At 64.8% G+C, this 18,337-nt stretch carries 15 protein-coding genes and 1 pseudogene; 10 read left to right on the plus strand and 6 right to left on the minus strand.

What is annotated here, in order from left to right; all coding sequences use genetic code 11:
- The first annotated feature begins 64 nt into the window (after window positions 1-64).
- Window positions 65-544 carry an Lrp/AsnC family transcriptional regulator gene (locus ONR75_RS07055; protein WP_265083567.1) on the plus strand — a complete coding sequence of 160 codons (480 nt, stop codon included), beginning with the start codon at window positions 65-67 and terminating at the stop codon, window positions 542-544.
- A 120-nt stretch (window positions 545-664) separates the two neighbouring features.
- On the opposite strand, the gene ONR75_RS07060 is transcribed toward ONR75_RS07055, so the two are convergent.
- From ONR75_RS07060 to ONR75_RS07075, 4 genes are all read right to left on the minus strand, one after another.
- A complete protein-coding gene (locus ONR75_RS07060; protein ID WP_265081978.1) occupies window positions 665-1,081 on the minus strand; it encodes a DoxX family protein in 417 nt (138 codons plus the stop codon).
- A 237-nt stretch (window positions 1,082-1,318) separates the two neighbouring features.
- Complete coding sequence (greA, locus tag ONR75_RS07065; RefSeq protein ID WP_265081979.1) at window positions 1,319-1,795, minus strand: transcription elongation factor GreA; 477 nt, start codon at window positions 1,793-1,795, stop codon at window positions 1,319-1,321.
- A gap of 275 nt (window positions 1,796-2,070) precedes the next feature.
- Entirely contained in the window at window positions 2,071-5,400 is a 3,330-nt protein-coding gene (gene carB, locus ONR75_RS07070; protein WP_265081980.1) for a carbamoyl-phosphate synthase large subunit, read from the minus strand.
- Between the two features lie 406 nt (window positions 5,401-5,806).
- Window positions 5,807-6,502: a class I SAM-dependent methyltransferase gene (locus tag ONR75_RS07075; RefSeq protein ID WP_265081981.1), complete on the minus strand. Its 696-nt coding sequence runs from the start codon at window positions 6,500-6,502 to the stop codon at window positions 5,807-5,809.
- A 256-nt stretch (window positions 6,503-6,758) separates the two neighbouring features.
- Between ONR75_RS07075 and ONR75_RS07080 the strand changes: the two genes are divergently transcribed.
- Window positions 6,759-7,289 (plus strand): Dps family protein, encoded by a 531-nt coding sequence (locus ONR75_RS07080; protein ID WP_265081982.1) that lies wholly within the window; start codon window positions 6,759-6,761, stop codon window positions 7,287-7,289.
- Window positions 7,290-7,388: 99 nt separating this feature from the next.
- Here the strand turns inward: ONR75_RS07080 and ONR75_RS07085 are convergent, their stop codons facing one another.
- On the minus strand, window positions 7,389-8,222 hold the full coding sequence (locus ONR75_RS07085; protein ID WP_265081983.1) for a uracil-DNA glycosylase: 834 nt from the start codon (window positions 8,220-8,222) through the stop codon (window positions 7,389-7,391).
- Window positions 8,223-8,384: 162 nt separating this feature from the next.
- Between ONR75_RS07085 and ONR75_RS07090 the strand changes: the two genes are divergently transcribed.
- The 3 genes and pseudogenes from ONR75_RS07090 (at window position 8,385) to ONR75_RS07100 (ending at window position 13,114) form a co-directional block, all read left to right on the plus strand.
- On the plus strand, window positions 8,385-10,043 hold the full coding sequence (locus ONR75_RS07090; RefSeq protein ID WP_265081984.1) for an electron transfer flavoprotein-ubiquinone oxidoreductase: 1,659 nt from the start codon (window positions 8,385-8,387) through the stop codon (window positions 10,041-10,043).
- A 382-nt stretch (window positions 10,044-10,425) separates the two neighbouring features.
- Window positions 10,426-12,210: pseudogene (locus ONR75_RS07095) on the plus strand (tetratricopeptide repeat protein).
- A gap of 19 nt (window positions 12,211-12,229) precedes the next feature.
- Window positions 12,230-13,114 (plus strand): 4-(cytidine 5'-diphospho)-2-C-methyl-D-erythritol kinase, encoded by an 885-nt coding sequence (locus ONR75_RS07100; protein ID WP_265083568.1) that lies wholly within the window; start codon window positions 12,230-12,232, stop codon window positions 13,112-13,114.
- A 149-nt stretch (window positions 13,115-13,263) separates the two neighbouring features.
- Here the strand turns inward: ONR75_RS07100 and ONR75_RS07105 are convergent, their stop codons facing one another.
- Window positions 13,264-14,274, minus strand: a complete 1,011-nt coding sequence (locus tag ONR75_RS07105) for a polyprenyl synthetase family protein (RefSeq protein WP_265081985.1) — start codon at window positions 14,272-14,274, stop codon at window positions 13,264-13,266.
- A gap of 201 nt (window positions 14,275-14,475) precedes the next feature.
- Between ONR75_RS07105 and ONR75_RS07110 the strand changes: the two genes are divergently transcribed.
- The 5 genes from ONR75_RS07110 to ONR75_RS07130 all read left to right on the plus strand — a co-directional run bounded on the left by ONR75_RS07110 (window position 14,476) and on the right by ONR75_RS07130 (window position 18,312).
- Window positions 14,476-14,703 carry a DUF2007 domain-containing protein gene (locus ONR75_RS07110; protein ID WP_265081986.1) on the plus strand — a complete coding sequence of 76 codons (228 nt, stop codon included), beginning with the start codon at window positions 14,476-14,478 and terminating at the stop codon, window positions 14,701-14,703.
- Complete coding sequence (locus ONR75_RS07115) at window positions 14,696-15,454, plus strand: tRNA1(Val) (adenine(37)-N6)-methyltransferase (RefSeq protein ID WP_265081987.1); 759 nt, start codon at window positions 14,696-14,698, stop codon at window positions 15,452-15,454. The genes ONR75_RS07110 and ONR75_RS07115 overlap by 8 nt, the downstream gene beginning before the upstream one ends.
- A gap of 256 nt (window positions 15,455-15,710) precedes the next feature.
- Window positions 15,711-16,577: a S49 family peptidase gene (locus ONR75_RS07120; protein WP_265081988.1), complete on the plus strand. Its 867-nt coding sequence runs from the start codon at window positions 15,711-15,713 to the stop codon at window positions 16,575-16,577.
- A 110-nt stretch (window positions 16,578-16,687) separates the two neighbouring features.
- Window positions 16,688-16,876: a hypothetical protein gene (locus tag ONR75_RS07125; protein ID WP_265083569.1), complete on the plus strand. Its 189-nt coding sequence runs from the start codon at window positions 16,688-16,690 to the stop codon at window positions 16,874-16,876.
- Window positions 16,877-17,322: 446 nt separating this feature from the next.
- Window positions 17,323-18,312, plus strand: a complete 990-nt coding sequence (locus tag ONR75_RS07130; protein WP_265081989.1) for a glycine--tRNA ligase subunit alpha — start codon at window positions 17,323-17,325, stop codon at window positions 18,310-18,312.
- The last annotated feature ends 25 nt before the right edge of the window (window positions 18,313-18,337 follow it).

Here is an 18,337-nt window from a genome sequence, read left to right on the forward strand (position 1 = left end):
TTAGGCTATGAACTTGGGGGAAGAGAACGAACCGACCTCTGCCACCAGCCAGGACCTGCCCCGCGTGCCGAAAAGTCTCGACGAGATCGACCTCAAGATTCTCAGTGAAATCCAGGCCGACGGCCGCATCACCAATGTGGAACTGGCGCGCCGGGTCGGCATTTCGCCGCCGCCCTGCCTGCGCCGGGTGCGTACGCTGGAAGAGGCCGGCTACATCCAGGGCTATCGTGGCCTGCTCGATCCGCGGCTGCTCGGCTTCGACGTCACGGTGTTCGCCTCGGTCCACCTGTCGAGCCAAGCCGACGCCGACCTCAAGGCGTTCGAGGATTTCGTCCGCAAGGAGCCGCTGGTGCGGGAATGCTGGATGCTGTCCGGCGAGATCGACTTCATCCTGAAATGCGTGGCGCCGGACATGGCGACGTTCCAGGAGTTCGTCGGCCAGCTCACCGCCGCGCCGCACGTGCGGAACGTGCGCACGTCGCTGGTGCTGCACAACTCGAAATATGCCGCCGCTGTGCCGCTGGAGCTCAAGGTCGCGGGCTGATTCACTTGCCCCGGACGCGGAGCAGCACTTCGTGATGCGCCGCGTCCGGGGCAAGTAATTGCGATGCACGAAAAAGCCCGCGTTGAGAACAACGCGGGCTTCCCGAAGTCGAAGGAAATCTCAGCTCTTCTTGCGCAGCATCGCGTCGAGGCTGATCGGGCCGCCGCCGGACGTCGCCAGATACAGGCAGGCGAAGCAGAACAGAATCGCGGCGGTGCCGCCGTTGAGCAGCGGCAGGAACACCGGCTCGGCGCCCTTGAACATGTGGCCGATGAAGTACGCGAACGCCATTTCGCCCGCGAGGATGAAGGCCACCAGACGGCTGAAAAGACCGACCATCAGCAACGCGCCGAGAACGAGTTCTATAGTGCCTGCCGCACCGATCAGCGAAAATAGTTCGACCTTGGCGAAATACGGCACGGCCGGAAACTTGAAGATCTTCGCGACGCCGTACTGAAACAGCAGCAGGCCGGTGATGAAGCGAAACAGGCTGAGCGCCGCCGGCTGATACTTGGCGGCGATGGAATCGAAATTCATGAATAGTCCCCCAGTCGAGATGTAGACGATTGTGATGCGAGTAGTGCGTTGTCCGAACACGATTGAAAGCAGTTTTCAAGCCAACCGCGTTCAAAAGCACAGGCCTGTTAAACACAGCCGCGTGACAATTATTCCGGTCTTCCTCGCTTTTGATTGATCGGCGGGACGGACGGTTGCATGGCGCAGCAAAAGGCCGCGGTGGGCGCGGCCTTTGTTGCTGGTGGCTATGCGAAAGGCTCAGCGCCACTCAACCTTGGTGATCTCGTAGGCCTTGGCGCCGCCGGGAGCAACGACCTCGACGGAGGTCCCCTTGGCCTTGCCGATCAGCGCGCGCGCCAATGGCGAGGTGATCGAGATGCGGCCCTTCTTGGCGTCGGCTTCCGGCTCGCCGACGATCTGCCAGACCGCCTTCTTCTCGGTGTCCTCGTCGATCAGAGTCACGGTGGCGCCGAACATGATGGTGTCGCCGGAGAGCTTGCTGATGTCGATGATCTCGGCACGCGCCAGCTTGTCCTCGAGTTCGTTGATGCGACCCTCGTTGTGCGACTGCTCTTCCTTCGCGGCGTGATATTCGGCGTTTTCCGACAGGTCGCCATGGGAGCGGGCTTCGGCAATCTGCTCGATGATCCGCGGGCGGTTCACCGTCTGACGCTCCTTCAATTCAACCTCGAGGGCGGCATAGCCGCCGGCGGTCATCGGGACCTTCTCAACCATCTTTCTTCGTCCTCTAACGTCATGCATACGCCGATGCGGCGCACGCATTACAGTGCAATTTGGCAGGTGGCGGCGCAGCGATGCGCGCAGCCTCATGTCGTCCGGATCATCGATCGAAGCAGGATCTTATCACAAATCAGGACAGCGGGTCCGGATCATGCGGCCGACCGTGCTCTCACGTGCGAACAAGCGCCGAAACAGAACAATGACATGACTGGCGAGTTCCAGTCATGCCCTGTTTATTGCTGATCGGGTCCGGTCAGGCCCGGCCGGGATCAGGTTTCGGAAAAGTAACTCTGCAGTGTGCGGACCTCAAGGTCCCCGTCCCGATAGGCCCGGATTCCCTGCGCGGCCGCAACGGCGCCCGAAAGAGTGGTGTAATACGGAACTTTATGCAAGAGGGCAGCGCGCCGCAGCGATCGGCTGTCGGCCAGTGCCTGCGGACCGTCGGTGGTATTGAACACCAGCTGGATCTCGCCATTGGTGATGGCATCGACGATATGCGGCCGGCCTTCCAGCACCTTGTTGATCTTGACGGCGGGGACCCCGCTGTCGACCAGGAAGCGCTGGGTCCCGGACGTCGCCAGCACCTTGAAGCCCTGCGACGACAGCAGCCTGACCGCCTCGAGGATGCGGGTCTTGTCGTCCTCGCGGACCGAGACGAAGACGGTGCCCTTGCGCGGCACGCGCGTGCCGCCGCCGAGCTGGCTCTTGGCAAACGCAACCTCGAAGGAACGGTCGATGCCCATCACCTCGCCGGTGGAGCGCATCTCCGGCCCGAGCACGGTATCGACGCCGGGGAAGCGGGCGAAGGGAAACACCGATTCCTTGACGCCGACATGGTCGAGCTTGCGCTTCTGCAGATTGAAGGAGGCGAGCTTCTCGCCGGCCATGATGCGCGCGGCGATCTTGGCGACCTGGATACCCATCACCTTGGCGACGAAGGGCACGGTGCGCGACGCCCGCGGATTGACCTCCAGCACGTAGATCTCGCCGTCCTTGATGGCGAACTGCACGTTCATCAGGCCGACCACGTCGAGGCCGAGCGCCATGTCGCGGGTCTGCGCCTCCAGGCGCGCAATCATTGCGGCATCCAGCGAATGCGGCGGCAGCGAACAGGCGGAGTCGCCGGAGTGGATGCCGGCTTCCTCGATGTGCTCCATGATGCCGACGACAAACGTGTCCTTGCCGTCGCACAGGCAGTCGACGTCGATCTCGATGGCGTCCGACAGATAGCGGTCGAACAGCAGCGGATTGGTGCCGAGCACGGTGTTGATCTGGCCGGTCTTGTCGTTGGGATAGCGCGCCTTGACGTCGCCCGGCACCAGCTCCGGCAGCGTGCCGAGCAGGTAGTCGCCGAGCTGGCTCTCCTCGCGGATGATCTGCATGGCGCGGCCGCCGAGCACGTAGGACGGGCGCACCACCAGCGGCAGGCCGAGGTCGGACGCCACCAAGCGCGCCTGCTCGACGGAGTAGGCGATGCCGTTCTTCGGCTGCTTCAATTTCAATTTGTCGAGCACGCGCTTGAAGCGGTCGCGGTCCTCGGCGAGATCGATGGCGTCGGGCGAGGTGCCGAGAATGGGGACGCCGGCGTCTTCCAGCGTATGCGCCAGCTTCAGCGGGGTCTGGCCGCCGAACTGCACGATGACGCCGTGCAGCCTGCCGTTCTGCTGCTCGGTCTCGATGATCTCCAGCACGTCCTCGCCGGTGAGCGGCTCGAAGTACAGCCGGTCGGCGGTGTCGTAGTCGGTCGACACCGTCTCCGGGTTGCAGTTGATCATGATGGTCTCATAGCCGACGTCATGCAGCGCGAAGCAGGCATGGCAGCAGCAATAGTCGAACTCGATGCCCTGGCCGATGCGGTTCGGACCGCCGCCGAGGATGATCACCTTGTCCTTGCCCGAGGGCCGGCTTTCGTCGGCCGTGGTGCCGGCAAACGGCGACTCGTAGGTCGAGTACATATATGCGGTGGGCGAGGCGAATTCGGCGGCGCAAGTGTCGATGCGCTTGAACACGGGGCGGACGTCGAGCGAGCGCCTGAGAGTCCTGACCTCGACTTCGGTCTTGCCGGTGAGCCCGGCGAGACGCGCATCCGAGAAGCCCATGGCCTTCAGTGAGCGCATGCCGAACGCATTGCCCGGCAGGCCGTTGGCCTTCACTTTGGCCTCCATGTCGACGATGCCGCGCATCTCCGACAGGAACCAGGGATCGATCTTGCAGGACGTGAAGATGTCGTCGTCGCTCCAGCCGAGCCGCATCGCCTGCGCGACCTGCAGCAGGCGGTCCGGCGTCGGCGTGCCCAAAGCGGCACGGACGGCGTTCTTGTCATCGCCGCGGCCGAGGTCGTCGATCTCGATCTCGTCGAGGCCGGTGAGGCCGGTCTCGAGCCCGCGCAGCGCCTTCTGCAGCGATTCCTGGAAGGTGCGACCGATCGCCATGACTTCGCCCACCGATTTCATCGAGGTGGTGAGCGTGGTGGAGGCGCCGGGGAATTTCTCGAAGGCGAAGCGCGGAATCTTGGTGACGACGTAGTCGATGGTGGGCTCGAACGACGCAGGGGTCGCGCCGCCGGTGATGTCGTTGGCGATTTCGTCGAGCGTGTAGCCGACCGCCAGCTTGGCGGCGACCTTGGCGATCGGGAAGCCAGTGGCCTTCGACGCCAGCGCCGAGGAGCGCGACACGCGGGGATTCATTTCGATCACCACCATGCGGCCGTCGGCGGGATTGACGCCGAACTGCACGTTGGAGCCGCCGGTCTCGACGCCGATCTCGCGCAGCACCGCCAATGAGGCGTCGCGCATGATCTGGTATTCCTTGTCGGTCAGCGTCAGCGCCGGCGCGACCGTGATGGAGTCGCCGGTGTGCACGCCCATCGGATCGATGTTCTCGATCGAGCAGACGATGATGCAGTTGTCCTTCTTGTCGCGGACCACCTCCATCTCGAACTCTTTCCAGCCGAGCACCGATTCCTCGATCAGCACTTCGGAGGTCGGCGAGGCGTCGATGCCGCGCTCGACGATCTCTATGAATTCGGCCTTGGTGTAGGCAATGCCGCCGCCGGTGCCGCCCATGGTGAAAGAGGGGCGGATCAAGGCCGGGAAGTCGATCACGTCGAGGGCGCGCAAGGCGTCGGGCAGGTTCTTGACCTGCACCGAACGCGGCGTCTCCAGCCCGATCTTGGTCATCGCCTCGCGAAAGCGCTGGCGATCCTCCGCCTTGTCGATGGCGTCGGCGGTGGCGCCGATCATCTCGACGTCGAATTTTTCCAGCGTGCCCTGCTTGCGCAGGGACAGCGCGCAGTTCAGCGCAGTCTGGCCGCCCATGGTCGGCAGCAGCGCAAAGCCCTTGGAACGGTCGCCGCGCTCCTTCTCGATGATCTTGGCGACGATCTCCGGGGTGATCGGCTCGATATAGGTGGCATCGGCCAATTCCGGGTCGGTCATGATGGTCGCCGGATTGGAATTGACCAGGACGATCCGGTAGCCCTCTTCCTTCAGCGTCTTGACCGCCTGGGTGCCCGAATAGTCGAATTCGCACGCCTGGCCGATCACAATGGGACCGGCGCCGATGATCAGGATGGTGGATATGTCTGTGCGTTTGGGCATTGCATCTCGCGAGTGGTGTCAAATCGGCACAAAAAGGGCGCGCGTGTCGCGCGTCCCTTGGGCCTGGGCGCCGAGCCAACCTCGAAGTCAAAGTCGACCCCGCGCGCGGCTGTCTTTAGACCACATTGCCGGGGCGGGGAAGGCTTTTGAAGCCGCCGTCAACCGGGAATATACCGGCGCGGATCGCTCGTCGAAGCAAGGTGGGGCGGCCTTCGTGGCAATAGGGCTTGCCGAGCCGAAGCGGCGGAGGCTGGAGGCCCGGCCTGGACTTGAACCAGGATGAAGAGCGATGCACTGCCCCCGCGTAACTTCCGCCACCGGGCCGCCGACGATCATACCGATCATAGGCCGGCAGGCCACTTTTAATTACCGGTAGGCTTAAGAATGTCTATGCGCCGGGAAGGTATCAGAGGGCGTGCTGGGCGACGAACGTCATGCGCCATGGGTTATGGCCGATGTTGGCGGGGACCCGCGTGGCGGCGAAGCCCGCCGTCTGGAGCCGGGCGATCATCTCGGCATCGCTGTAACGCTGCAGCCCGACCTTGGCCCGCAACTGCCGGTAGTCCGACAGCGCGGTGCGCACCAGTCCCCAGAGCGCATCCTTCATGAAGCCGTGGGTCCAGGCGAGGCGGAGCAGGGCGATCACGTCGCGGCCCATTCCGGTCTCCGGCGCCAGCACATCGCCCACCACCAGCCGCCCGGCGGGCTTCAGCAGGCGGCGGATCACCGCGAAAGCCGAGTCCAGCTCGGCCGGGCTCATGTACTGGCTGACCGAGTTCATGATCGCCAGATCGACGGAGTTTTCGGCCAGGCCCGGCAATTCGTCGAGCGACCGCACCTCGATTTTGGCATTGCTGGCAAAGCGGGCCGCCAGCCGGCCGCGAACCCCCGGCGCGGGCTCGGACAGAATCAGCCTGCCGCAGGCCTCGGCCACACGGCCGGCGGACAGCGCCTCGCCGCAGGCAAAGTCCAGCACCACGGCGTCGGGCGCCCCGATGTAGCCGATAATTTCCCGGGCAATGACCTCGAAGTGCACGTCACGATGCAGCCTGCTGGCATAAATCGTGTGCGTGGAATCGTAATAATCGATCCATTCGTCCATGGGGCTAGGGCCTGGTTATTGTTTGTTCCGCCGATGGAACCTGGATAATCGTGCTGCGTTAGGCATTCTCTAGAGCGTTTTGGCGTCAAGGGAAACCTCTTCACTCCTGTAAAACCTGTCGGGTTTCATCGTGAAGACGTGATCTTTGTTCAAGACAGTCGGGCAGGCTTGGGGAGAATGACCGGATTCTGTTGCCGCATCGCTCCGCCGCTTGAGCGTCGAATCAGCGTTCCCAAATGTCAAAGGAAGGTCCACCGTGAGTAAAACACCCACTGCAAGCAAAGTTGCTCCCGATCTCGATACGCCGACCGATCTGCCGTCCGCGGCCGTGGAGAAGATCTCCAAGACGTTGAACGTGCTGCTCGCCGACGCCTTCGCGCTCTACCTCAAGACCAAGAACTTCCATTGGCACATCAGCGGCCGGCATTTCCGGGATTATCACCTGATGCTCGACGAGCAGTCGGATCAGATTTTCGCCACCACCGATGCGCTGGCGGAGCGGGTCCGCAAGGTCGGCGGCCGGACCGTGCGCTCGATCGGCGAGATCGCCAAGCTGCAGACCATCAAGGACAACAACGAGGACTATGTTCCGCCGCGTGAAATGCTGCGCGAACTGATGAACGACAACAAGGCGATGGCCGCCGCGATGCGCAAGGCGCACAAGGTCGTCGACGACGTCGAGGACGCCGCCACCGCCGGGCTGCTGGAAAACTTCATCGATGAGACCGAGCGCAGGACCTGGTTCCTGTTCGAGGCCAGCCGTCAGGAAGGCGGCAACGAGGACTAAGCGTCGTCCATCAGGCGATGATCCGGAAGCCCTCTCCGCAAGGAGGGGCTTCTTTTATTCCTGGTCGGCGCCGCGGCGACCAGCGCCGTCTCGCCCGTATTATCTTGCCGGCAATGCTTCCAGCGCCTTGGCGATCGCGCGCAGGTCCAGCCACGCCATGCGCTTGTAGGACGGCGAGCGCAGCAGATAGGCGGGGTGGAAGCTGGCGATCGCCCGAATCGTGCGCGTACCGGTGTCGTAGTCGACCCAGCGGCCGCGCGATTTCATGATGCCGTCCCTGGTCTGCAGCAGGGTCTGCGTCGAAGGATTGCCCAGCGTCACCAGGATGTCCGGATTGACCAGTTCGATGTGGCGCTGGATGAAGGGCAGGCAGGTCTGGGTTTCCTGCGGCGTCGGCGTGCGGTTGCCTGGCGGTCGCCACGGAATCACGTTGGCGATGTAGACGGTGGTGCGGTCGAGGCCGATGGCCTTGAGCATCAGATCGAGCAGCTTGCCGGAGCGGCCGACGAACGGCAGTCCCTCTATATCCTCCTCGCGGCCCGGCGCTTCGCCGACGAACATGATGCGGGCCTGCGGGTTGCCGTCGGCGAACACCAACTGGGTCGCGGTGGATTTCAGCGCGCAGCCTTCGAACTTGTCCATGAGGCCGCGCAGCGCCTCCAGCGACGGGGCGGTACGCGCGGCATCCCGCGCGGCGGCGATGGCGACTTCCGGCGCGATCTCGACCTTGGCCGGCGGCTTCGGCTTGGCCTCGGCGTCCATCGAGGCCAGCGTCCGGCGCTGCGGGGCCGGTTGGGCCGCCGCCCGCACGGTCGCGGCCACATCGACGTCGGACATCCGGTCCACCGGCTCGTCCATCAGCGCGCAGTCCACCCCGGCCTCGAGGTAGAAGGCCAGCAACTGGTGCACAGTGGGGGCGGGGTCAGGCGTCATGGCGCGGCGTCAACAACATGCCGCCAATCTAGAACGGATCGCCCCGCAACGGAACGCCCGGCGTCGCATTTCTGTCGTTGTGCTTGTTCTTCCGCCAAAAATCGGAAACAACCACCCTAGAAGCGTTCTGAAACGGGCATAAGACCAAATCGAGATCACAATATGAGCACCGACGAACTGCCGCCCCGGGAGTCCATGGAATTCGACGTCGTCATCGTCGGCGCCGGCCCGTCGGGCCTGGCCGCCGCGATCCGGCTGAAACAGCTCAACGCGGAACTCACCGTGGTGGTCGTGGAAAAGGGCTCCGAGGTCGGCGCCCACATCCTCTCCGGCGCGGTGATCGATCCGGTGTCGCTGGACAAGCTGATCCCGGACTGGCGCCAGGATGCCGACTGTCCGCTGAAGACCCAGGTCAAGGACGACCAGTTCTATTTCATGACCAAGACCGGCGGCTTCAGGCTGCCGAACTTCCTGATGCCGCCGCTGATGAACAACCATCACTGCTTCATCACCTCGTTGGGCATGGTGACGCGCTGGCTGGCCGCCAAGGCGGAAGCGCTCGGCGTCGAGATCTATCCGGGCTTTGCTGCTGCGGAGACGCTGTATGACGAGAGCGGCGCGGTGCGCGGCATCGCCACCGGCGACATGGGTATCGGCCGCGACGGCAAGCCGAAGGACAGCTTCACCCGCGGCATGGAGCTGCTCGGCAAGTACACCTTGTTCGCCGAGGGCGCGCGCGGCAGCCTGACCAAGCAGCTGATCGCCAAATTCGCCCTCGACAAGGACTGCGAGCCCGGCAAGTTCGGCATCGGCCTCAAGGAAATCTGGCAGATCGATCCGGCGAAACACCAGAAGGGCACGGTCAAGCATTCGTTCGGCTGGCCGCTCGACAACGACGTGGGCGGCGGCTCGTTCCTGTATCACTACGACGACAACCTGGTGGCCGTCGGCTTCGTGGTGCATCTGAACTACGAAAACCCCTACCTCTATCCGTTCGAGGAATTCCAGCGCTTCAAGACCCACCCCTTGATCCGCGACACCTTTGTCGGTGCGAAACGGCTGGCCTATGGCTCGCGCGCCATCACCGAAGGCGGCTACCAGTCGGTGCCGCGTTTGACCTTCCCGGGCGGCGCGCTGATCGGTTGCGCGGCGGGGTTCGTCAACGTGCCGCGCATCAAGGGCGTGCACAACGCCATGGCGTCCGGCATGCAGGCCGCCGAGCACGTCGACGCTGCGCTGAAGGCCGGCCGTGCCAATGACGAGTTGGTGGATTACGAGAACGGCTGGCGGGCGTCGTCGATCGGCAAGGACCTGTTCCCGGTGCGCAACGCCAAGCCACTGTGGTCGAAGTTCGGTACCCTCGTCGGCAACGCGCTGGGCGGCTTCGACATGTGGTGCAACACCTTCGGTTTCTCGCTGTTCGGCACGCTCAAGCACGACAAGCCGGATCGCAAGACGCTGAAGCCCGCGAAGAACTACCAGCCGATCGCCTATCCGAAGCCGGACGGCAAGCTGACCTTCGACCGGTTGTCCTCGGTGTTCCTGTCCAACACCAATCACGAGGAGGACCAGCCTGTCCATCTCAAGGTCGCCGACATGGCGCTGCAGAAGTCGTCGGAGCATGACGTATTCGCCGGCCCGTCGAACCGCTATTGCCCGGCGGGGGTCTATGAGTGGGTCGAGGAATCCACCGGTCCGCGCTTCCAGATCAACGCGCAGAACTGCGTTCACTGCAAAACCTGCGACGTGAAGGACCCCAACGGCAACATCACCTGGGTGCCGCCCGAAGGTGGCGGCGGACCGAATTACGAGGCGATGTAGGGGCGACGTTCACGAGCGCCGTCGCATTTCCCGGACGCGATGCGGCATTCTCAGGCGATGCTCTTGCATCGCCGACATGCCGCTTCGCAGATCCGGGATCCCGGTTCGCAAACAAGGATCCTGGACCCCGGGTCTGCGGAGCAGCACTTCGTGCTGCGCCGCGCCCGGGGAACGCAGCGTTCGTCACGGAACCGCCACAGTGCGGGCGCCTTCAGGGATATAGTGCCATCGGCGGCATCTATCGGCATGGGCGGTTCGGGCCCGATCCTTGCGATTGAGCGCCAAACGCGGCATTGTCAGAGGGCTTGATGCTGCCGGGTCGGTTGCGCATCGGAGCCTTATCCGTAAATCTCCGTTTTCTTTTGGAGCCAGGCCCATCGTGATGTTGTCCAACCTATTTCGTCGCCTGACCCTCGCCGCTGTGGCTGTTGCAACGCTGGCGTTGCCCGGCACGTTGCTGGCCCAGACCCCCGACCATACGGCCGACAGTTCGGCGCAGTTTCCCAACAGCCGCGACCTGAAATTCCTCACCACGGCGGGCAGCTACCTCGCTGCGCGCCACGCCAGCGTCGAACGCGATGCCAGCTCGGCTGCGGCGTTTTACCGCTCGGCGCTGCGCACCGACCCGAAGAACAACGAACTGCTCGACCGCGCCTTCATCTCCTCGCTGGCCGACGGCGACATCGACGAGGCCGTCAAGCTCGCCGACCGCATCCTGGTGATCGACAAGCAAAACCGCGTGGCGCGGCTGGTGGTCGGCGTGCGCGACCTTAAGCTGAAGAAATATGCCGCGGCGCAGACCAACATCAACCAGTCGATCCGCGGCCCGATCACCGATCTCGTGGCGACGCTGCTGTCGGGCTGGGCCAGCTATGGCGCCGGCGACAGCAAGACCGCAATTTCCAATATCGACAAGCTGGCCGGTCCGGAATGGTATCCGATCTTCAAGGATCTGCATGCCGGCATGCTGCTCGACCTCGCCGGCAAGCAGAAGGATGCCGGCGCCCGCTTCGAGCGCGCCTACAAGCTCGACGATTCCGCGCTGCGCGTAGTCGACGCCTATGCGCGCTGGACCTCGCGCAACAAGGACGATGCGTCCGCGCAGGCGATCTACGAGAATTTCAACAAGAAGCTGGCCCGCCATCCGCTGGTGCTGGAAGGCATCAAGGAGACCAAGGCCGGCAAGAAGCTGCCGCCGCTGGTCGACAGCCCGCAGGCCGGCGCCGCCGAGGCGCTGTACGGCATCGGCGCGTCGCTGACCCGCCGCGGTGGCGAGGATCTGGCGCTGGTCTATCTGCAGCTCGCGCTTTACCTGAAGCCCGATCATTCGCTGGCGCTGCTGTCGCTTGCCGATCTCTATGAATCGGTGAAGAAGCCGGCGATGGCCATCAAGGTCTATGAGCGCGTACCGGCCAATTCGGCGCTGAAGCGCAACGCGCAGATCCAGCAGGCCACCGATCTCGACGCCGCCGACCGCTCGGAAGAAGCGATCAAGATCCTCAAGGGCGTCACCGCCGAGGATCCCAAGGATCTCGAAGCCATCATGGCGCTCGGCAATATCGAGCGCGGCAAGAAGAAGTTCGCCGATTGCGCCGAGACCTACAGCCAGGGCATCGACGTGATCGCCGCCAACCAGGACAAGCCGAACTGGGTGTATTTCTACTTCCGCGGCATCTGCCTGGAGCGGTCCAAGCAGTGGGCCAAGGCCGAGACCGACATGCGCAAGGCGCTTGAGCTGCAGCCCGAGCAGCCGCATGTGCTGAACTATCTCGGCTATTCCTGGATCGACCAGGGCATCAACCTCGACGACGCCATGAAGATGATCAAGCGCGCCGTCGACCAGCGGCCGGACGATGGCTACATCGTCGATCTCGCTTGGCTGGGCCTATTACCGGATCGGCAATTTCGAGGAAGCCGCCAAGACGCTGGAGCGGGCCATCGACCTGAAGCCGGAAGATCCGACCATCAACGACCATCTCGGCGACGCCTACTGGCGGGTTGGCCGCACCCTGGAAGCCAAATTCCAGTGGCAGCATGCCAAGGACCTGAAGCCGGAAGCGGAAGAACTGCCGAAGATCGAAGCCAAGATCGAAAACGGCCTGCCGGACGATCCGTCATCGTCCGCAGCCTCTGCCGACAAGAAAAAGAAGACGGCAAGGGCGGTTGATCGAAAGGCTGGTTCGCCGATGTCGGCGCTGAGGGATACTGCGCGTGCCAAGGTCAACCTGACCCTTCGGGTGGTTGGCCGCCGCGTCGATGGCTATCACGATCTGGAAAGCGTCGTGGCGTTCGCCGATTGCGCGGACGCCCTGGTGCTGGACGTGGGCGGCGAACTCGCGCTCTCGACCAGCGGTCCGCGCGCGCAGGAATGCGGCGAGGCCTCCGACAATCTGGTGATCAAGGCGGCACGCCTGCTCGGCGAACGGGTCGAGGGCCTGAAGGTCGGCGCGTTTGCGCTCGACAAGCATTTGCCGGTGGCCGCCGGCATCGGCGGCGGTTCGGCCGATGCTGCCGCGGCGTTGCGGCTGCTGGCGCAGGCCAATGGCCTTGCTGCCGACGATGCGCGATTGCTGGAAGTCGCGCGGCTGACCGGCGCCGACGTTCCGGTGTGCCTGGAATCCCGCGCCTGCGTGATGACCGGTGTGGGCGATACGCTGCTGCCGCTCGGCCTGCCGCGATTGCCCTGCGTGATGGTCAATCCGCGCGTGCCCGTGGCGACCAAGGATGTGTTCAAGGAACTCGGCCTGCGCAACGGCCAGCTCCGCGTCGGCATCACCGACGTGCTGAAGGCGCCGAAATGGCCCGGCGAAGACGCCGCCATCGACGTCTGGATCAAGGCGCTGGCCGCCGGCGTCAACGATCTCGAAGCCCCGGCGATCAAGGTCGAGCCGGTGATCGGCGAGGTGCTGTCGGCACTCGGGGCGCTCGACGGTGTCCGGCTGGCCCGCATGTCCGGCTCCGGCGCCACCTGCTTTGCCCTGTTCGACGACGACGCCACCGCGCAGCAGGCCGCGCAGGCGATCGGGCAGGCGCATCCGCAGTGGTGGGTGCATGCCGGGGCGTTGAACTGAGTTCACCGCAATTTCTGCCGTCATCCTGAGGCGCCGTCGCTCTTGCGACGGCCTCGAAGGATGGGCCACGTGCTCTTGCGCCCGCTTCCGCATCCTTCGAGGCTCGCCGAAAAGGCGAGCACCTCAGGATGACGGCGTCATTGTTTGCCTCAGTGCGACCGTGCCAGACAGAACGCCACCACCTGTTCCAGCGCGGTCTTCATCGGCGACGGCGGGAACAGCGCCAGCGCGTCGACGGCCATGGCGCCGTAATGCTGGGCGCGGTTGATGGTGTCTTCGAGGGCGCGGTGTTTGGTCATCAGGCCGACGGCGTGGTCGAGGTCGCCGTCCTCGATTTCGCCGCGCTCCAGAGCCTTGACCCAGAAGGCGCGCTCGGCGTCGTTGCCGCGGCGGAACGCCAGCACCACCGGCAAGGTGATCTTGCCCTCGCGGAAATCGTCGCCGACATTCTTGCCGAGTTTGGCGGCCTTGCCGCCGTAGTCCAGCACGTCGTCGACCAGCTGGAACGCGATGCCGAGATTCATGCCGACCGAGCGGCAGGCGGTCTGCTCGGCCTTCGGGCGGCCGGCGATGACCGGACCGACCTCGCAGGCCGCGGCGAACAATTCGGCGGTCTTGCCGCGGATCACCGCGAGATATTCGTCCTCGGTGGTCGCGGTGTTCTTGGCGGCGGCGAGCTGCATCACCTCGCCCTCGGCGATGGTCGCCGCGGCAGAGGACAGGATGTCGAGCGCGCGCAGGCTCCCGACCTCGACCATCATCCGGAAGGCCTGGCCGAGCAGGAAGTCGCCGACCAGCACGCTGGCCTCGTTGCCCCACAGCATGCGGGCGGACAATTTCCCGCGGCGCAGCTCGCTCTGGTCGACCACGTCGTCGTGCAGCAAAGTGGCGGTGTGCATGAATTCGACGGCGGCGGCGAGCTTGATATGGCCGTCGCCGGCATAGCCCGTGAGATTGGCCATCGCCAGCGTCAGCATCGGCCGTAACCGCTTGCCGCCCGACGAGATCAGGTGGTTGGCGACCTCCGGGATCATGGTGACCTCAGAGCCGGTGCGCGACAGGATGGTGCTGTTGACGCGCTCCATGTCGGCCGCAACCAGCGCCACCAGTTGATCGATCGATGCGGTGGAATGGCTCTCGAAGGGAACTATGACCGCCACGCTGTAAGTCTCCGGATTGCGACAGCAATTCCCTGCATGCGAGATTGCAGGATACGCTGTATGCCATTTAGGTCGAATCCGGGTTGGCAACAGGTGTCGTCAGCGGCCGATTTCGACACGGCACAATAGAAACTGCGGGCTGGCGCGGCAAGGGCATGCGGCGCCTGCGGACCCCTCAGACGGCGGCAAAGGAACAGGACCGTGCGCGAACTGGTGCGAACCAACGATGTGGTGCTGGTTTCGGCGGTCGGGTCGCTGCTCGATGGTGCCAATATCCACCATCTGGTGCTGGACCAGAACATGAGCATCCTCGAAGGCTCGGTGGGCGTGATCCCGCGGCGGATTCTGGTCCACCAGGACGACCTCGGCGAAGCGCGCCAGGTGCTGACCGATGCCGGGCTCGCCCACGAGTTGCGGGCTGATGACTGATCTGCCGGCGGAGACCACCGACGACGCCTTTCTCGGCGGCAGGTTGCGGCTGCGGCAGCTGCGGTCCGGCCACCGCGCCGGCCATGACGCCATGCTGCTGGCCGCTGCCACCGCGGCGCAGCCTGGCCAGGCGGTGGTGGATTTCGGCGCCGGCGTCGGCGCGGCCGGGCTGGCGGTGGCGCGGCGCGTGGACGGTATTTCGTTGCGGCTGGTGGAAATCGACCCGGTGCTGGTGCAGCTGGCGCGCGATAATGCCGCGGCCAATGGCCTCGGCGCCGAGGTGGTCACGCTGGATATCGGCGCGGGTGCCGCGGCTTTTGCCGCCGCCGGACTTGGGCCGGACAGCGCCGACGTGGTGCTGATGAATCCGCCATTCCACGATGCCGCCCGGCACCGCGGCTCCCCGGATGGGGCGCGCCAGATCGCCCATGTCGCGACGGCGACCACGCTGCAGGCGTGGGTGCATGCGGCGCGGCGCGTGCTGAAATCCGGCGGCGCGCTGACATTGATCTGGCGCGCCGACGGCCTGGCCGAGGTGCTGGCGGAGCTGCAGCGCGGCTTCGGCAGCATCAAGGTTCTGGCGGTGCACAGCGCTCCCGCGGAACCCGCGATCCGCATCATCGTGGCGGCCGTGAAGGGCGGGCGGGCGCCGCTGAGCATCGTGCCGGCGGTCGCGCTCAGGGATGCATCCGGCGCGCCGGATCCCCATATTCGGAATGTGCTGGACGGAACGGCGGCGCTGCGGTTGTGAACGCGCGAGGAAACCTATTGCGGCAAGGTCTCGGATTGTTTCTGCGGCGCGGAGGTGAAGTGGATCGCTGCGAACAGACAGCACATCAGCATCATCAGCAGATAGATCTTCATGTCTTCCTCCGCTGAGGCGTATTCGCCTTGTGGGATTTCAACGCACCGAGCGTTGCTCAGTTCAATGACACCCGCGTGATAAAATACGGTTAAGGCCAGCGTAACGAGATGGGTAAACTTTGCGACAACGAGCAGGAACAGTGATGAAAAGCCTTATGGACATGATCCCCGCGCGGTTCCGCCGCAGCACCGCCGTGGTTCCGGTCGTGCGGCTGTCCGGCGTGATCGGCGCGGCGACGCCGCTGCGGCCGGGCCTGTCGCTGTCGGGTGTCGCGAAGCTGCTGGACAAGGCCTTCGCGACCAAGAACGCGAAGGCGGTGGCGCTGCTGATCAATTCGCCCGGCGGCTCGCCGGTGCAGTCGCGGCAGATCTTTTTGCGCATCCGGCAATTGGCCGCCGAGAAGAAGCTGCCGGTGCTGGCGTTCGTCGAAGACGTCGCGGCATCGGGCGGTTACATGATCGCCTGCGCGGCCGACGAGATTTTTGTCGATCCGTCGTCGATCGTCGGTTCCATCGGCGTGGTCGGCGGCACCTTCGGTTTCCAGGAGTTGATCAGGAAGATCGGCATCGAACGACGGCTCTACACGGCCGGCGAGCGCAAGGCGACGCTCGATCCGTTCCTGCCGGAAAATCCCGACGACGTCGCGCGCATCAAGGCGCTGCAGCGTGAGATCCACACCATCTTCATCGCGCTGGTGAAGGGCAGCCGCGGCGCCCGCCTGACGGGCGCCGACGACGTGCTGTTTTCCGGCGAATACTGGGCCGGCGAATCCGGCATCGCGCTGGGGCTGGCTGACGCCGTCGGCGACCTCCGGTCGACATTGCGGGCGCGCTTTGGCGACAAGGTGGACATGCCGGTGATCGCGCCGCCGACCGGACTGCTGGCCGGGCTCCTGGGCCGCAAGTCCGGTGCCGGGGTTGAACTGGCGCTGGATGGCCTTGGCGGGCTGCCGGAGCAGCTGATTTCGGCGCTGGAAACCCGGGTGATCTGGGCCAAATACGGCTTTTAGCGGGTCGCCGGCCCGCGCCATTTGGCCCCGCAGAAGCCGATTGCGGGAACGGCCGAGTTGCGCGAAACTGCGGCCCTGGGGGCTGGACCATGAACGACAAGGATCGCGCGATGCCGCCGCTGGTTGCAATTGCAGGCGCCCTGGGTGGGGCCGCCGTTGTGAGATGGGCCTATCGGACCGCCGTCCGGATCAACCACGAGCTGGAGCAGGCCCGGCTGTCGCGGATGACGGAGCCGTCCGCCACTGAAATTCCGACGCTGCGCCGCGACCCCGCCACCGGCGCCTACCGCCCGGGCTGACGCAAAACACCCCCAAAATGTTTGCGCCGGTCTGAGGATGGGGCACCATCCTCGAAACCGGCGAGCAAACCTGGGGGTCGTGAACAACTTGGAGGTTGTCTGGTCCGGCGCGCTTTCGTCGTCGCGCCGCCTTCACATGGATAAGCCCGCTGCGCCCGGATCGTTCCCCGCCGCCGCGTTGCTGAGAACAACGTTCGACGGCGCCCCGGTCTCGTTCGCGCTAGGTACGACAGCGCCCCTTGATAGCCGGGGTGGTACGCACAAGCCACAACCTCTGGCCGTGTTCCATCCACACCGGTTACCGCCGGGTTAGCGGGTTTGCTGCAATCGTCCTGCGTGCATCCGGCAACGGCCTCGCCGCATCGCCTTGATTCCTTGGGGACCCGCCGATACGGTCCCGCGCGCTCCCGTTCCCGAAAATCCTCAACGAATCCCAGATCGCCCCCATGGACTCCATCCCACCGCATATGCGCCCGGAACGCTCGTTCCAGGGCCTGATCCTGACCCTGCAGCGCTATTGGGCGGATTACGGCTGCGTCATCCTGCAGCCTTACGACATGGAGGTCGGTGCCGGCACGTTCCACCCCGCCACCACGCTGCGGGCGCTCGGGCCGAGGCCGTGGAAGGCCGCCTATGTGCAGCCGTCGCGCCGGCCCAAGGACGGCCGCTACGGCGAGAACCCCAACCGGCTGCAGCACTATTACCAGTTCCAGGTGATCATCAAGCCGTCGCCGCCGGACCTGCAGGACCTCTATCTGAAGTCGCTGAAGGCGATCGGCATCGACACCGCGCTGCACGATATCCGCTTCGTCGAGGACGACTGGGAGAGCCCGACTCTGGGCGCCTGGGGGCTCGGCTGGGAATGCTGGTGCGACGGCATGGAAGTCAGCCAGTTCACCTATTTCCAGCAGGTCGCGGGGGTCGAATGCTCGCCGGTGGCCGGCGAACTGACCTACGGCCTGGAGCGTCTCGCCTGCTATCTGCAGGGCGTCGACAGCATCATGGAGCTCAACTTCAACGGCCGCGACGGCGCCGACAAGGTGACCTATGGCGACGTCTTCCTGCAGGCCGAGAAGGAATATTCCCGGCACAATTTCGAACACTCCGACGCCGACATGCTGTTCGAGCAGTTCAGGATGGCCGAGGGCGCCTGCCAGAAATATCTCGCCGCCGGCTGGAAGGACGGCAAGCGCGAGGCGCACCTGATGGCGCAGCCGGCCTACGACCAGTGCATCAAGGCCAGCCACGTCTTCAACCTGCTCGACGCCCGCGGCGTCATTTCGGTCACCGAACGCCAAAGCTACATCGGCCGCGTCCGCGACCTCGCCAAAGCCTGCGGCGAAGCCTGGATGGCAACGGAAGCGGGCGGGGCTCTTTCTTCACCCTCCCTTGAGGGGAGGGTCGATGCGAGCGAAGCTCGCATCGGGGTGGGGTGAAAGCAGCAAGTGACGGCGGTGGTGA

The organism is Rhodopseudomonas sp. P2A-2r (genome assembly GCF_026015985.1).
Taxonomy (GTDB): domain Bacteria; phylum Pseudomonadota; class Alphaproteobacteria; order Rhizobiales; family Xanthobacteraceae; genus Tardiphaga.

Coding starts and splice junctions, on each gene's coding strand:
- ONR75_RS07100 (WP_265083568.1), top strand. CDS start 12,230: ATGTCGGCGCTGAGGGATACTGCGCGTGCCAAGGTCAACCTGACCCTT.
- ONR75_RS07115 (WP_265081987.1), top strand. CDS start 14,696: ATGACTGATCTGCCGGCGGAGACCACCGACGACGCCTTTCTCGGCGGC.
- ONR75_RS07060 (WP_265081978.1), bottom strand. CDS start 1,081: ATGAATTTCGATTCCATCGCCGCCAAGTATCAGCCGGCGGCGCTCAGC.
- ONR75_RS07130 (WP_265081989.1), top strand. CDS start 17,323: ATGGACTCCATCCCACCGCATATGCGCCCGGAACGCTCGTTCCAGGGC.
- ONR75_RS07090 (WP_265081984.1), top strand. CDS start 8,385: ATGAGCACCGACGAACTGCCGCCCCGGGAGTCCATGGAATTCGACGTC.
- greA (WP_265081979.1), bottom strand. CDS start 1,795: ATGGTTGAGAAGGTCCCGATGACCGCCGGCGGCTATGCCGCCCTCGAG.
- ONR75_RS07125 (WP_265083569.1), top strand. CDS start 16,688: ATGCCGCCGCTGGTTGCAATTGCAGGCGCCCTGGGTGGGGCCGCCGTT.
- ONR75_RS07075 (WP_265081981.1), bottom strand. CDS start 6,502: ATGGACGAATGGATCGATTATTACGATTCCACGCACACGATTTATGCC.
- ONR75_RS07085 (WP_265081983.1), bottom strand. CDS start 8,222: ATGACGCCTGACCCCGCCCCCACTGTGCACCAGTTGCTGGCCTTCTAC.
- carB (WP_265081980.1), bottom strand. CDS start 5,400: ATGCCCAAACGCACAGACATATCCACCATCCTGATCATCGGCGCCGGT.
- ONR75_RS07120 (WP_265081988.1), top strand. CDS start 15,711: ATGAAAAGCCTTATGGACATGATCCCCGCGCGGTTCCGCCGCAGCACC.